At 48.3% G+C, this 13,482-nt stretch carries 13 protein-coding genes; 10 read left to right on the top strand and 3 right to left on the bottom strand.

From position 1 onward, the window contains the following. Positions 1-299 precede the first annotated feature (299 nt). The 10 genes from Cabys_RS01905 (at position 300) to Cabys_RS01860 (ending at position 11,088) form a co-directional block, all read left to right on the top strand. Positions 300-734, top strand: a complete 435-nt coding sequence (locus Cabys_RS01905) for a Fur family transcriptional regulator (RefSeq protein WP_006928398.1) — start codon at positions 300-302, stop codon at positions 732-734. Between the two features lie 85 nt (positions 735-819). Further along, positions 820-3,012 (top strand): catalase/peroxidase HPI, encoded by a 2,193-nt coding sequence (gene katG, locus Cabys_RS01900; protein WP_006928397.1) that lies wholly within the window; start codon positions 820-822, stop codon positions 3,010-3,012. Between the two features lie 173 nt (positions 3,013-3,185). After that, complete coding sequence (locus Cabys_RS01895; protein WP_006928396.1) at positions 3,186-3,626, top strand: Dps family protein; 441 nt, start codon at positions 3,186-3,188, stop codon at positions 3,624-3,626. A gap of 294 nt (positions 3,627-3,920) precedes the next feature. Further along, positions 3,921-4,394: a PTS sugar transporter subunit IIA gene (locus tag Cabys_RS01890; RefSeq protein WP_006928394.1), complete on the top strand. Its 474-nt coding sequence runs from the start codon at positions 3,921-3,923 to the stop codon at positions 4,392-4,394. A gap of 21 nt (positions 4,395-4,415) precedes the next feature. Beyond that, positions 4,416-4,748 carry a P-II family nitrogen regulator gene (locus Cabys_RS01885; RefSeq protein ID WP_006928393.1) on the top strand — a complete coding sequence of 111 codons (333 nt, stop codon included), beginning with the start codon at positions 4,416-4,418 and terminating at the stop codon, positions 4,746-4,748. 24 nt (positions 4,749-4,772) lie between these two features. Then, a complete protein-coding gene (locus tag Cabys_RS01880) occupies positions 4,773-6,257 on the top strand; it encodes a serine/threonine-protein kinase (RefSeq protein WP_006928392.1) in 1,485 nt (494 codons plus the stop codon). 110 nt (positions 6,258-6,367) lie between these two features. Then, positions 6,368-7,633, top strand: a complete 1,266-nt coding sequence (gene hisS, locus Cabys_RS01875) for a histidine--tRNA ligase (protein WP_006928391.1) — start codon at positions 6,368-6,370, stop codon at positions 7,631-7,633. Positions 7,634-7,656: 23 nt separating this feature from the next. Further along, a complete protein-coding gene (locus Cabys_RS01870; RefSeq protein WP_006928390.1) occupies positions 7,657-9,468 on the top strand; it encodes a chloride channel protein in 1,812 nt (603 codons plus the stop codon). Beyond that, a complete protein-coding gene (locus Cabys_RS01865; RefSeq protein ID WP_006928389.1) occupies positions 9,468-10,277 on the top strand; it encodes a TrmH family RNA methyltransferase in 810 nt (269 codons plus the stop codon). The genes Cabys_RS01870 and Cabys_RS01865 overlap by 1 nt, the downstream gene beginning before the upstream one ends. After that, the gene (locus Cabys_RS01860) at positions 10,270-11,088 is read left to right on the top strand and encodes a CPBP family intramembrane glutamic endopeptidase (RefSeq protein WP_006928388.1); all 819 of its coding nucleotides are present in this window, start codon (positions 10,270-10,272) and stop codon (positions 11,086-11,088) included. The genes Cabys_RS01865 and Cabys_RS01860 overlap by 8 nt, the downstream gene beginning before the upstream one ends. Here the strand turns inward: Cabys_RS01860 and Cabys_RS01855 are convergent. From Cabys_RS01855 to Cabys_RS01845, 3 genes are read right to left on the bottom strand one after another with little or no spacing between them, the layout of a single operon-like run. Beyond that, entirely contained in the window at positions 11,076-11,720 is a 645-nt protein-coding gene (locus tag Cabys_RS01855; protein WP_006928387.1) for a SatD family protein, read from the bottom strand. The genes Cabys_RS01860 and Cabys_RS01855 overlap by 13 nt on opposite strands. Positions 11,721-11,723: 3 nt before the next feature. Beyond that, the gene (locus tag Cabys_RS01850; RefSeq protein ID WP_006928384.1) at positions 11,724-12,272 is read right to left on the bottom strand and encodes a hypothetical protein; all 549 of its coding nucleotides are present in this window, start codon (positions 12,270-12,272) and stop codon (positions 11,724-11,726) included. Between the two features lie 24 nt (positions 12,273-12,296). Then, positions 12,297-13,472 carry an alanyl-tRNA editing protein gene (locus Cabys_RS01845; RefSeq protein ID WP_006928383.1) on the bottom strand — a complete coding sequence of 392 codons (1,176 nt, stop codon included), beginning with the start codon at positions 13,470-13,472 and terminating at the stop codon, positions 12,297-12,299. Between the last annotated feature and the right edge of the window lie 10 nt (positions 13,473-13,482).

Raw genomic sequence — 13,482 nt, 5'->3', positions numbered from 1 at the left:
CCTCTCAGACTTTTATTCTGGGATAGGGGGTGAGGGTAATTGAAACTATCTTTGCGCCACGGGTTCTTTCCTTGTGCTCTCTGTGGTTGATTTTGATGGCGGTTTTGCTGCCTTTAGTGAAACGTTTGGGAATTTTGAAGACCCTGAAATTCGTTAAAATTAAACGTTTTGATCTTTTAAAGATTGGCGTTAGGTATGGCTCTTCCGTGTTTTTTTGGAATGGAGGCCAAATAAATTTGCATTGACTATGTTTATTTGTTATTATCTAATAACAATTATTAAATAAAAACAAGGAAACAATGAATAAATCTAAAATAGACGAATTTATAAAAAAGTGCCGGGAATCCAATCTGAGCGTTACGCCGCAGCGGCTGGCTATTTTTAAGCAGATTATGGACGATCACACGCACCCCAGTCCGGAAAAGGTGTACAAAAGAGTTAAGGAAGAATTTCCGACCATCTCATTTGCCACGGTTTACAAAACTCTGGAAACCTTTGAGAAGATAGGCGTGCTGGCCGTTGTTACGCCCATTCACAACACGGTTCGCTATGATTCGGTGACAGAACCACATCATCATCTGGTGTGCATCAAGTGCAAAAAGGTGATGGATGTTTTTGACGAGAATTTAAACCAGCTCGATATTCCGGCGGATATTCTGCAATCCAATAAACTGGTGGCGTACAGCGTTCATTTTAACGTCATTTGTTCCGATTGTTTGCAGAAAGGGGAATAAAATATTTTTTTACGCGTTATGTAATAATAATTATTATTTGAAAACTATTTTTATCACCAAGTATTAATTTTTGGAGGGTCAAAAAATGGGTAACGAAAGTAAGCGCCCCGAGATGCGCAGAAGTTACAAGCACACCACTGTCGGTGGGAATTTAACGCATAAGTGGTGGCCGAATCAGCTAAATCTTAAAATTTTGCATCAAAACGCGGCCATCATTAAGCCAACGGCAGAAAATTTCAATTACGCACAAGAATTCAAAAAACTGGATTTGAATGCTCTAAAAAAAGACCTGTACGCGCTGATGACCGATTCTCAGGAATGGTGGCCGGCGGATTACGGCAACTACGGTCCGTTGTTCATTCGTATGGCCTGGCACAGCGCGGGCACCTATCGTGTTTTTGACGGACGCGGCGGGGCTTCAAGCGGCGGTCAGCGTCTGGCGCCGCTCAATAGCTGGCCGGACAACATCAACCTGGACAAGGCGCGTCGCTTGCTGTGGCCGATCAAGAAAAAATACGGCAATCAGATTTCCTGGGCCGATTTAATGATTTTGGCCGGCAATTGCGCGCTGGAATTAATGGGTTTTAAAACTTTCGGATTTGGCGGCGGCCGGGTGGATGCCTGGGAACCGCAAGAAGACATCTACTGGGGAGCAGAAAGCGAATGGCTGGCCGATGAGCGCCACCCCGGCGGAAAGCTGGAAAAGCCTCTGGCGGCCGACCACATGGGTCTGATTTACGTGAATCCGGAAGGTCCGGGCGGCGAGCCCAATGTGCTGGAAGCGGCTAAACATATTCGCGAGACTTTTCGGCGTATGGCCATGAACGACGAAGAGACGGTGGCCCTGATTGCCGGCGGCCACACTTTTGGCAAGGCGCATGGAGCGGCCTCTCCCTCCCATCTGGGCCCCGAACCCGAAGCGGCTCCGCTGGAAGAACAGGGCCTGGGATGGAAGAACAGCTATGGCACAGGTAAGGGCCCCGATACCATCACCAGCGGTCTGGAAGGCGCATGGACGCCGACGCCAACAAAATGGGATAACAGTTTTTTAACATTACTTTTTAAGTACGAATGGAATCTGGAAAAAAGCCCTGGCGGCGCCTGGCAGTGGGTGGCTGTCAACCCCGATCCGGAAGACATGGTGCCCGACGCTTTTGATCCTGACAAAAAACACAGGCCGATTATGCTCACCACAGACCTGGCCCTGCGAATGGACCCGGATTACGAACCGATTGCCCGTCGTTTTCAAAAAGACCCTGAAGCTTTAGCGGACGCTTTCGCTCGCGCCTGGTTCAAACTCACGCATCGTGATATGGGCCCCAGATCGCGCTATCTCGGCCCGGAAGTGCCTAAAGAAGAACTGATCTGGCAGGATCCGCTTCCGCCGGTGGATCATGAACTTATTGACGAAAGAGACATTGCCGAACTGAAAAAGCAGCTTCTTGAGTCGGGGCTTTCTGTTTACGAACTGGTTTACACCGCCTGGTCATCGGCTGCCACCTTCCGCGCTTCCGATAAACGCGGCGGCGCCAATGGCGCGCGCATTCGCCTGGCTCCGCAAAAGGATTGGGAAGTCAATCAACCCCGGCAGCTGGCAAAGGTGTTAAACATTCTGCAAAGCATCCAGACAAAATTTAACAAGGCTCAATCGGGCAATAAGCGTGTTTCGCTGGCCGACCTGATTGTGCTGGGGGGCGCGGCCGCCGTCGAAAAAGCGGCAAAACAGGCCGGATTTGACGTGCAGGTGCCGTTTACGCCCGGCCGCACCGACGCCACTCAGGAGCAGACCGACGTGGAATCGTTTTCTTACCTGGAACCGCTGGCCGATGGTTTTCGCAACTACCTGAAAACCGACCACCAGGTGCGGGCCGAAGAAGCCCTTTTAGATCAGGCTCAGCTTTTAACCCTGACCGCTCCCGAAATGACGGTTCTTGTTGGCGGGATGCGCGCCCTGGGCGCCAACTTCGCTCAATCCACACATGGAATATTTACCAATCGCCCGGGAACTTTAACGAACGATTTCTTCGTTAATCTGCTCGATCTGGGAATCGAATGGAAGCCTCTTTCGGAAGACCTGTTCGAGGGTTCCGATCGCAAGACGGGCCAGGCAAAATGGACGGGAACGCGTGTGGATCTGATTTTCGGCTCCAACGCCCAGCTGCGGGCTATCGCCGAGTTTTACGCTCAGGACGACAATCAGGAAAAGTTCGTACACGATTTTGTTAAGGCCTGGAACAAGGTTATGAATCTCGATCGCTTTGACGTTGCCTGGTGGTAAGCCGGAGCGTATGAATATGGATTACGAAAAAATTTTAAATACTAAAAATAGCTGAATTTGCTAAAATCCGCAGGCGACCGACTGGCTCCTGCGGATGAAGATCGGGGTCGATGCCCCGTTCAGAAACAGATTTCAAATAAATAGAACAAATAATAAATGAAAGGAGATTCGAAATGAATCAGGAACTATTAATCGCAAACTTACAACGTACACTCTCTAACTTACAGGTCCTTTACGTAAAACTGCACAATTACCACTGGAACGTTAAAGGAAAGCAGTTTTTTGGCCTGCACGAATTAACCGAAGGCTACTACAATTACATGACCGAACAATACGACGCCATTGCCGAGCGTATTCTTCAACTGGGTAAAAAGCCGCTGGTAACCATGAAAGATTACCTGGAAAAAGCAACGCTTGACGAAAGCGCAAAAACGGATTTCACGGCGGAAGAGGTGATTGACGGCTTGCTGGCTGACTTTGACGTTCTGTTAAAGGATTTTAAAGAAATTTCCAGCGCGGCGGCAGAGCTGAATGACACGACAACGGCAAATCTGGCCGACGGTAATGTGGAATGGCTGGAAAAGGCGATCTGGATGTTAAAAGCCAGTAAATGAGCCATCGGGAAATGACGTAAAATTTTACGTTCTCCTACAAACGGCGGTCGTCCTCTTTTTTAAGGGACGGCCGCTTTTTGTTTGAGGTCAAACGAGCCTCTTCTGCCTACTGCCTACTGCTTACTGTGTACTGTGTACTGCTTACTGCCTACTGTGTACTGTGTACTGTGTAAATCCCCTCTTTCAAAAAAAAATACAATTTTTTGCCTCCCTGCCCCACTCTGCCCATACAATTCTTTTGGCATCAATAAATAAATTCCCTAAATTAATACAAATTAATAATAAGGAGGTAAAATGCAACTTACCGATTTACTTACGGAAAAACATATTTTAATCCCTTTAAAATGCAAAACGCGTGACGAGTGTATCAAAGAACTAATTGGGGCTATCGAGAAAGAGGGCCTTATTGCCGATCCTGCCAAGGCCTTTGAAGCCATTCTTGAGCGCGAAAAACTGATGACCACCGGCGTTGGTAACGGAATTGCCATTCCTCACTGCAAGCACAGTTCCTGTCCAAACTTCGCCGTTGCCATGGGCGTTCATCCGGAAGGCGTAGATTTTGATTCTATCGACAAGAAAAAGGTACATCTGGTGTTTTTACTGGTAGGCCCGGAAAATAATCCCAGTTTACATATTAAATTACTCAGCCGTATTTCGCGCCTGATGAGCAACGAAGAACTGCGCGAACAATTGATGGAATGTTCTTCGCCGGAAGAAGCCCATGAATTATTGAAAGAAGAAGAAAGTTATTACTTTGAACTGGAATAACTTTCTTTGCGGCGCTAAAACATGAAATTAGTGATTTTTGTTTTAAATAAAGAAGAATATTTAAACGAAGTGCTGGAGGCCTTTGTCGAATTGGGCATTTCCGGCGCCACGGTAATTGACAGTGTTGGGATGGGACGCATTCTGGCGCACGACATTCCCATCTTTGCCGGATTCCGTAATCTGCTGCAGGAGAGCCGACCAGGCAACAAAACCATCTTAACCGCCGTTGAAGACGACAAAGTTGAACTAATTCTTCAAACGCTTGAGCGGATGATTGGCAGCTTTGACGAGCCTGGTAATGGCATTTTTATGAGCCTTCCGCTCGACCTGGTCAAAGGAATCCATCAATTTTAAATTCATATTATCAGAACTAATTTCATGGCAGAACATGCAGAATATATAGGCGCATATAAAATTGTGCAAAAAATCGGCGAAGGCGGGATGGCATATATCTTTAAAGCCATTCAGCCTTCGCTCCGTCGTTCTGTCGTCATTAAAAAGTTAAAAGACCCCAACCGCGAAATCATCAAACGATTTAAAAAAGAAGCCCTGCTCAGCGCCTCTTTCCATCATGAAAATCTGGTGGCCATCTACGACTTTATTTACTCCAACCGCAATTACTACCTGGTAATGGAACACGTGGACGGCGAAGACTTGCAAACGATTATTGAACACCTGGCGCCGATTTCCGCGAATATTGCCATGCTCATCGCCCTGGGCATTGCCCGCGGTCTGGAATACACGCACACGCGCAATATCATTCACCGCGATATCAAACCGTCCAACATCCTGTTATCGTATGACGGAAACGTAAAGATCATCGATTTTGGCATTGCGCGCGACGATCTTTCCACGCGTCTAACCCTGACCGGTATGATCGTGGGAACGCCGGCCTACATGTCGCCGGAACAGGCCAACGGCGACGCCCTGACGGCTCAAAGCGATCTCTTCTCCCTTGGCGTTTTGCTCTACGAAATGGTAACCGGTTTAAAACCGTTTGACGGCAACAATCAAAGCGAAGTTTTGAATAAAATCGTTCGCGGAAAATACCTTGCCCCGGAACGCATCAACCCCGCCATCCCTCGTAAGCTCAGGCGGATTATCAAAAAATGTTTGCAGCACAGCCCCGCCAGACGCTATCAATCTGCCACAGAATTAATCAACGATCTGGAGCGCGCCTTACCGTGGCAAATCCGCAATCGACGCAAAAAAATTCTTTCGCGTTTTTTAAATCAACTGAACAAAACCGCTCCGACCAGTACGCAGACAATCATTCTGGATTTTATCAGGCACTCTTCCAGAACAAAGTGGCATCTTGCCCGAATCTTCATCGGCCTTTTGATATTAAGTACGTTTTACTTTTTCCCCGGCTATCTCTCGCGTATTCATCTCGGCGCGCTGGAAATCAAAACAGATCCCGCCCAATACCGCCTGGTACTGGATGATAAACGACACTTGATGAAAGCAGGAAGCCGCATTCAAATTGACAATATCCTGCGCGGCGAACACCGTTTAATGCTTCAAAATTTAAAAACCTATCAGTGGTTCCATATCTTTTTTTCCGTGGCGCCCGGTCAAAAAACCAGCATAGCGTTGCCTGCATTTGAAAACATCGGCCGGGCCGAGTTACGCATCTTTTCCTCTCCTTCCGCGGCTACCGTCAGCCTTAACGATAGCGTAATCGGTCAAACGCCATTAAAGATCGATTCCCTGTTAACCGGTCTTTACCGTTTGCATCTCGAACAAAACGGCTTCAAGCCAATAACCAGGCAAATTGAGGTAAAACCCGGCCAAAGGCAGCAGCTCTATTTTGTGCTTCTGCCCACAGCAGCCTCGCCAGTTAAAGGACATTCCACACAATAGCCTGTTTCGGCATCCCCCGTTTGTAAAGTTGTTTAATCCAGAATTTTATATTATCTTTAGGGCTTTAATTCAATTTTAAATCTAAATAATTTACGGAGAACTACTTAGCAATGATAAAACGTATTAAAGGCACCCAGGATATTTTGCCGGAAGCAACGCCGCAATGGATTGCGCTGGAAAATTTAATCCGAAAAACAATGACGCTTTACAACTTCCATGAATTACGCACACCCATTTTTGAACAAACCCAGTTGTTTGCCCGCGGAATCGGCCAGTTGACGGATATCGTTTCCAAAGAGATGTACACCTTTCTTGATCGCGGCAAAAAACAGTTAACCTTAAAGCCGGAAATGACCGCGCCCATCATGCGCGCTTACATCGAAAATAAACTGTACGCCCGGGCGCCCGTCAATAAAGTTTTTTACATCGCGCCCCTTTTTCGTCAGGAAAATCCGCAGGCCGGCCGCTTGCGCCAGTTTCACCAGTTTGGCGCAGAAACCCTGGGCTCGGCCGATCCTTTGGCCGACGTGGAGATCATCGACCTGGCGATGAGTACATTCCAATTGGTCGGGCTCAAAAACATCAACCTTCGAATTAATTCGGTGGGCGATCCTCAATGCCGCGCTCCTTATAAAGAGACGTTAAAAGAGTACATGCGCCCTCATCTGGCCGAGTATTGCGAAGACTGTCAACGTCGGTACGAAGAAAACCCCTTACGCGTGCTGGATTGTAAAAATCCAACCTGTCAACAGTTAAATCAACAGGCGCCCAAATTAAACGAGCATCTTTGCGAAGCGTGCGACGCACATTATGCGCGCGTTAAAGAAACGCTAAAGCTTCTCGAAATTCCTTTTACAGAAGATCCTTATCTGGTGCGTGGGCTGGATTATTACACGCGCACGGTTTTCGAAATTACCAGCGACGTGCTTGGCGCCCAGAATGCCATTTGCGGCGGGGGACGCTACGATCTGCTGGCCAGCGAGCTGGAAGGTCCCGATACGCCGGCTGTTGGCTTTGCCGCTGGCATGGAACGCCTGTTAATAGCCATGGAACAGGAAGGCATTGTATTGCAAGAACCGCCCCGCCTGGACGTTTTTATTGTGGCGCTCGGCGATCAGGCTAAAAGCCAGGCGCCCCGCTGGTTAAAACAAATTCGTCTGTCCGGCCTTTCTGCAGAAACAGACCTTTTGGGCCGCAGCATCAAAGCCCAGATGCGCGAAGCTAACCGCCAGCGCGCACGTTTTGTACTGCTGGTGGGCGAGGATGAATTGCAGCGCAAAGAATTCAGCGTAAAGTTAATGGATCGTGGAGAGCAAATCTCTGTACCTTTTGACGAAATCGTCGATTTTTTAAAACGGCAAACAAAACAAGATTAAATTAACCACCGGTGGAACAAGGAATGCCTGACAGACCAAAATTTCACATCCGCTCGCAAAAAAGGTGGGAACGCCTTTTCAGACGCTGGCAGATAAAGGGGCTGCGCGCCCTGTACAAACTCAATGCCCCTACCGATCTGTATCTGCTTGTGCTGGCGGCAGTGGTCGGCGTATTGACCGGCTTTGGCGCCTATTTCCTGAACATCATCGTCAACGGCGTTCATTTCTTTCTTTTTGAGCACCTTGGTTTTGCGGTGTTTACAGATCAGACATCCAATTTTTTGCGCATTCTTTATCCGGCGCTGGGCGGGCTGATGGTCGGTATTATCGCCTACAAATTTTCGCCGGAGGTTAAAGGGCACGGTATTCCCAGCGTAATGGACGCCGTGGCTAACAAGGGCGGCTACATTCGCAAACGGGTGACCATTTTAACTTCCATTAATTCCGGCATGACCATTGGCTCTGGCGGATCGGCCGGTAAAGAAGGCCCTATTGTGCAGATCGGCGCGGCCATTGGTTCCAGCATCGGCCAATTGTTTCGTGTTTCGCAGCGACGGTTAAAAATTCTGGTGGGCTGCGGCGCGGCCGGCGGCCTGGCCGCGGTGTTCAACGCGCCAGTGGCCGGCGTGCTTTTCGCCATCGAAATCATTCTGGGCGATTACCGCCTGGGCGTCTTTTCGCCTATTGTGATTTCTTCGGTCATCTCTACCACGCTTTCCCGCGCCCTGATCGGTTCCAGCCCGGTGTTTATGATCCCTCAATACTCGCTGCAAAGCCCCGCAGAGTACCCGCTGTATTTGCTGATGGGGCTGTTAGGTGGTATTTTAGCCGTCATCTTTATCAAAACCCTTTACGGCATCGAAGACTTTTTCGAAGACAATCTTACCGTGCCAGGCTGGGTGAAGCCGGCCATCGGCGGATTGTTGACCGGTATTATTGCTTACAAATTTCCGGAGTTATACGGCTTTGACGATTCTGCTACCCATACCGCCCTTATGGGTTACACAGAAATCTCCATTATCGCCATCCTGATTGTGGCCAAAATTCTGGCCACATCATTCACCCTGGGCTCCGGAGGAACGGGCGGGTTGTTTACGCCTTCCCTTTTTATCGGGGCTATGTTTGGCGCCCTGTTTGGCACGGTGGTTAATATGCTGTTTCCGGGAGTGACCGCGCCGCCGGGGGCTTATGCCCTGGTTGGAATGGGCGTTCTCGTCTCCGGTACCATTCATGCTCCGTTAACGGCGCTGCTGATGATCTTTGAAATTACCGGCGATTACGATATCATTTTGCCCCTGATGCTGGGCACCGTTACCTCCGTTATTGTGGCGCGCGCCATCGAAAGAGAATCCATTTACACCATGAAAATATCCCATTTTTCGCACCGAACCGAAGCGGGCAAAAATCTTGACATTTTACGCTCCCATCGTATTACCAGCCTGATTACCACCGATGTGCCCGTGGTTTACGAATATACGCCTTTTGAAGAGGTTTTAAATCTCTTCATGAAAACCCATTACAACACCATTCCGGTGCTCAACAAAGATCAGAAGGTGGTTGGCACCATTTCTCTGCGCGAAATCCGGCCGGTCTTGTTCGACCGCGACATCGCCCCCTTGCTTTTAGCCATCGACATTATGAGCGAAAATGTATTTGTCCTTGAACAGGATAGCACCCTGGAAGAAGCCCTGCAAAAAATGGAGATTGACGACTCGGAACTGTTGCCGGTGGTCGAATCAACCCAAACCATGCGTTATCTGGGGATGGTCGCTCGCGAAGACATCTGGCGTCGTTACTCCAAAGAAAGTTTGTTGTTAACGGACAGTCGTGAATAATGATTAAAAAGATCAGTAAAAATAGATTGAAATTCTTTCGCCAGCTGCAAAAAAAGAAGTACCGCCAGGAACATGGATTGTACGTTGTCAGCGGACTGCGGGCCGTGCAAGAAGCGTTAAGCGCCGCGGAAATCGCCATAGAATCCGTGCTCATCGACGAGGCCCAGTTGCATTTAATGAATGAACTCCCGCGTACGATTGACAAAGAAGTTTTGACGCTTTCTGGCGATGAATTCAGACAGCTGGTCGAAGAAAAAACGCCGCAGGGCATTGCGCTGGTCGTTAAAAAGCCGCATTTTTCTCTGGATGTCCGACGTCTTCCGCAGGCGCTTCTTTATCTGGAAGAGATCAACGATCCGGGAAATCTGGGCACGCTGATGCGCAGCGCAGCCTGGTTTGGCTGGCAGGCAATCCTATTAAGCAAAAATTCGGTCGATCCCTATGCGCCCAAAACCGTCCGCGCCAGCGCCGGAACGATTGCTCACCTTCAAATTTATGAAAACGTTGGCGCCGCCGAGCTGGAACAACTTAAAAAAGCAGGCCGTTATCGACTGATTGCCGCCTCGGCGCACACAGGACAGGAGCTGACCACCTTTACGCTCAACAGCCGGACAAAGCGGATTTTGGCCCTGGGAAGCGAAGCTCATGGACTTTCGAAGCGGATTTTAACGCTGAGCGACTGGCAGGTGAATATTAAAAGGCCGGGCAAAGGCGAATCCTTAAACCTGGCCATGGCCGGAACTATTTTTTTGTACCACTTTACCTTAATCAGTTCCCTGGATTTTAAAGGAGCAGGCAAACATGAATAATAATGACAATAAAGAAGTCAGAAGCTATCCGGAACCTGTGGAGGCGCTTATTGTTGTACTGGCCTCTTTCTTTTTCCTGGTATTAATGGTCGTTGCGGTGGGTGCGATTTCTGGCGCCAAAGAACCTATTGAGATGATTGAAAATTCCCGTTCCATTTACATATTTGGCGGGCTGGTGTTTCTGGTGGTGCCTTTGATCTATGCCCGAATCCGTAAATTTGACATTGTGCAAGTTTTCAGATTAAAGCCCGTTCCTGCAGAAATAATGTACCTGAGCGTTGTAAACGCCATTGGCCTAACGATCATCGGAGACGAGCTGGATCGCATTGTCCAGTTGATTGTTCCGGCGCCGGAATGGCTGGCCGAAATGTTGCAGCCCCTGCGCGTGCAAAGCAGCGCGGAATGGTTGCAGGTACTGCTTGGCGCCGTGCTTATTGCCGCCGTGGCCGAAGAATTTCTGTTTCGCGGATTTTTGCAAATTTCGCTGGAAAAAAAAGGCGATGTGACCAGGGCCGTGCTGCTCACTTCCATCGCCTGGACCCTGATTCATCAAAATCCCTACTGGGCCATCCAGATTTTTGTAATCGGCGTGTTGATCGGCTTTGTGGCCTGGCGAACCGATTCGGTTTTCCCTGCCATCGTCATCCACGGTATTTACAATCTGATCGGCGTTGTGCTCGTCAATATTGATATTACGGAGAAGTTTTCTTTTTACGAATGGAAAGGACATGTTAATCCGTTGATTGTGCTGTTTGGGCTGACGCTGCTGGTGGGTACCATCAGGATGATGAATCGATTTTACAGCAAATAAAAATTCTCTCTTTGCTTTAACAATGCTTCGATGGCCTTTTCTGCTTCTATTACCTCGATGGCCCGCGCCTGATGCAGGGTATCCCAAACGGCCTGGGCGCTTACGCCTTCGCTACTGGCCACCCGTTCGTATGTGCCCATTTCTTTGTATTTCCAGTAGCGCGTAAAACTATTTTTGCGCCATTTGGATTTAATGGCAAAAATGAGCAGATAAATCGTATTGGCCGCCAGATCGAATCTATCATCGCCCGTGCTGAACCATACAAAGCGCTTTTTCTGCTTGGCCGTGTTCAATGCTTCCGACGCCCGATGAAAAGCCGGCCCGTCCATTTCGATGGGTATTTTGCTGCCCATTTTGTGAATATTCCCGTAGCCCACGCCAAAACGAACTTGCAGCGGATAAATTAACTGCTCAATTTTACAGATGATCCGGTCCACATCGCTCATGCGCCGGATTACGCCCTGGAACTCATCGCCTTTGGTAATCATAAACGGCGCTTCGATTAATTCGGAATATTGCTCGTTGAGCTGAACGATAGTCGATTTCATGAATAACTGCCATTCGTAGCGTTCCATGCGCTGCATCTTGCGCGAAGCTTTAATATCACCGTTGATGACAGTTACGGGCCCCATCTTTTATTTCCAATTCAACTTGTACTCTACGGAAATATCGTCTTTCTCTTCAATTTTAGATTTAACATCTTTAGCGCCGCATAAACGCAAACCTTCTTCAATAAATCCCAGTTCGCTCAACCTGACCGATTCCGGGTATTTCTGTCCGTAATTGATTAACAGGTAAAATTCATGGGGATCGATTTCGCTGACGCTCAGTTCACCCAGGCCAACCAGATAGGGGCGCAGGCGAACCATCTGGTTTAAAAAGCCGCCCGGACTTTGCTCATCAATATAAACCTGAAAATAGGTGGACATAATGTGCTGAGCATGCCACACGCCCAATTGGTAAAATTTTTGCAGATCATTATTGAAAAAGTGTTTAAGCAAAATCTCATCGATTTCCGTCAGTAAATTTTCCGGATAATCTTTAGAAATGATGATGGGCTGAAAGAGCGGACTTTCTTTACCCACATTCAATTTATCTAATAGATTTTTCAATCCGTCTTTGTCAAAATTTTCTTCCACATAATTTAAGCGACCCAGTAAAACAATCCCTTTAATGCCACTCATTGAAAATTACTCCTCCTAAAATTCTTAAATTGATTTCAAGGCCATATTAACCGTTTCTGCAATTTGATTCAAGTTATTTCGTTTCATCACGCCCTGGCAATAGCCCTGCGGCCCCCCGCCTCTTATTTCCAGATGTTCGGCGTTTTCTTTGATAAACTTAATGGTGTCAAACCGTTCGGCCGAAGGCGAAGTGAGAAAAAAACGCCGGTCAAACTGAATTAAAGCCACTTTGTGATAGGTTTGACTGAGCTTTTTGGCAATGGCCGCGGCATCGTCTTGTTCGCCCTGTTCCATCTTAAAAACCACCAGCGCGTTGTTCGTCGATTCGGCCAGTTCTCTGCTGGTAAAATTGACAAAATATTGTTGATAGAATTTTTTTAAACGCTTTAGATAGTGTAACTCTTCCTGAAGCTGCGCCACCCGTTCATTAAATTGCAGGTGATCGGTGTTTAATTTTTCCCGCAGCAGCACACTGGTCTGGTGCAGTTGCTCCATGTACTCAAAAGCCCGCTCTCCGATCAGCGCTTTAATTCGCGCCCGCCCCCGGATCTTTTCGCAGCCCACAATTTTAATCAGACCGATTTCCGCCGTGTTTTGCAAATGAGTGCCGCCGCAGGCTGAGTAATCCAGATGTTCAATTTCCACCACGCGTAAGTTATCAAATTTTGCTGGCGGCCGGCGCAAGGGAAAACGGTCCATGTCATCAGCCGTTACCCAGTGTGTTTTCACCGCAAGCGCGCGGGCAATCATGGTTTGCGCCTGCTTTTCCAGATTGTGCAGTTCAGCCGTTTCCGGCAGGCGTCCTTCCACTTCGATCAGCGTATGGGCCTCTCCGAGATGCACAGAAACCGTTGGCCAGCCAGCCCTTTCCAGAACGGCAGAAAGAAGGTGCTGGCCGGTGTGCTGCTGCATTTGATAAAAGCGATAGGGCCAGTCAATTTCCATGGTAACCTTCTGGCCTGGTACAAATTGGGAGGCGTCTTTTTGCAATTTATGCCATATTTTGCCGTTCTTTTCTTTGACATCCGTTACCGTCTGTTTTTCGATAAGGCCTCGATCGGGTAGCTGGCCGCCGCCTCCCGGATAAAAAACGGTTTGGTCTGTTAATACCCAGCGTTCGCCGTCTTTTTCCCGCACATCCAGTACAGTAGCTACGATTTTGGCAGTGTATGGATTGTGATAGTAAAACTTTTCTGTCATGGATTAGACC

The organism is Caldithrix abyssi DSM 13497, assembly GCF_001886815.1.
GTDB classification, from domain to species: domain Bacteria; phylum Calditrichota; class Calditrichia; order Calditrichales; family Calditrichaceae; genus Caldithrix; species Caldithrix abyssi.
Note: the sequence above shows the minus strand (reverse complement) of the source record. Positions and strands in the feature narration are given on the sequence as shown.

Bases quoted from the DNA above. Each gene is read 5' to 3' on its own strand.
- Cabys_RS01905 (WP_006928398.1), top strand. From the start codon at position 300: ATGAATAAATCTAAAATAGACGAATTTATAAAAAAGTGCCGGGAATCC.
- hisS (WP_006928391.1), top strand. From the start codon at position 6,368: ATGATAAAACGTATTAAAGGCACCCAGGATATTTTGCCGGAAGCAACG.
- Cabys_RS01865 (WP_006928389.1), top strand. From the start codon at position 9,468: ATGATTAAAAAGATCAGTAAAAATAGATTGAAATTCTTTCGCCAGCTG.
- Cabys_RS01885 (WP_006928393.1), top strand. From the start codon at position 4,416: ATGAAATTAGTGATTTTTGTTTTAAATAAAGAAGAATATTTAAACGAA.
- Cabys_RS01845 (WP_006928383.1), bottom strand. From the start codon at position 13,472: ATGACAGAAAAGTTTTACTATCACAATCCATACACTGCCAAAATCGTA.
- Cabys_RS01860 (WP_006928388.1), top strand. From the start codon at position 10,270: ATGAATAATAATGACAATAAAGAAGTCAGAAGCTATCCGGAACCTGTG.
- katG (WP_006928397.1), top strand. From the start codon at position 820: ATGGGTAACGAAAGTAAGCGCCCCGAGATGCGCAGAAGTTACAAGCAC.
- Cabys_RS01855 (WP_006928387.1), bottom strand. From the start codon at position 11,720: ATGGGGCCCGTAACTGTCATCAACGGTGATATTAAAGCTTCGCGCAAG.
- Cabys_RS01870 (WP_006928390.1), top strand. From the start codon at position 7,657: ATGCCTGACAGACCAAAATTTCACATCCGCTCGCAAAAAAGGTGGGAA.
- Cabys_RS01895 (WP_006928396.1), top strand. From the start codon at position 3,186: ATGAATCAGGAACTATTAATCGCAAACTTACAACGTACACTCTCTAAC.
- Cabys_RS01880 (WP_006928392.1), top strand. From the start codon at position 4,773: ATGGCAGAACATGCAGAATATATAGGCGCATATAAAATTGTGCAAAAA.
- Cabys_RS01890 (WP_006928394.1), top strand. From the start codon at position 3,921: ATGCAACTTACCGATTTACTTACGGAAAAACATATTTTAATCCCTTTA.
- Cabys_RS01850 (WP_006928384.1), bottom strand. From the start codon at position 12,272: ATGAGTGGCATTAAAGGGATTGTTTTACTGGGTCGCTTAAATTATGTG.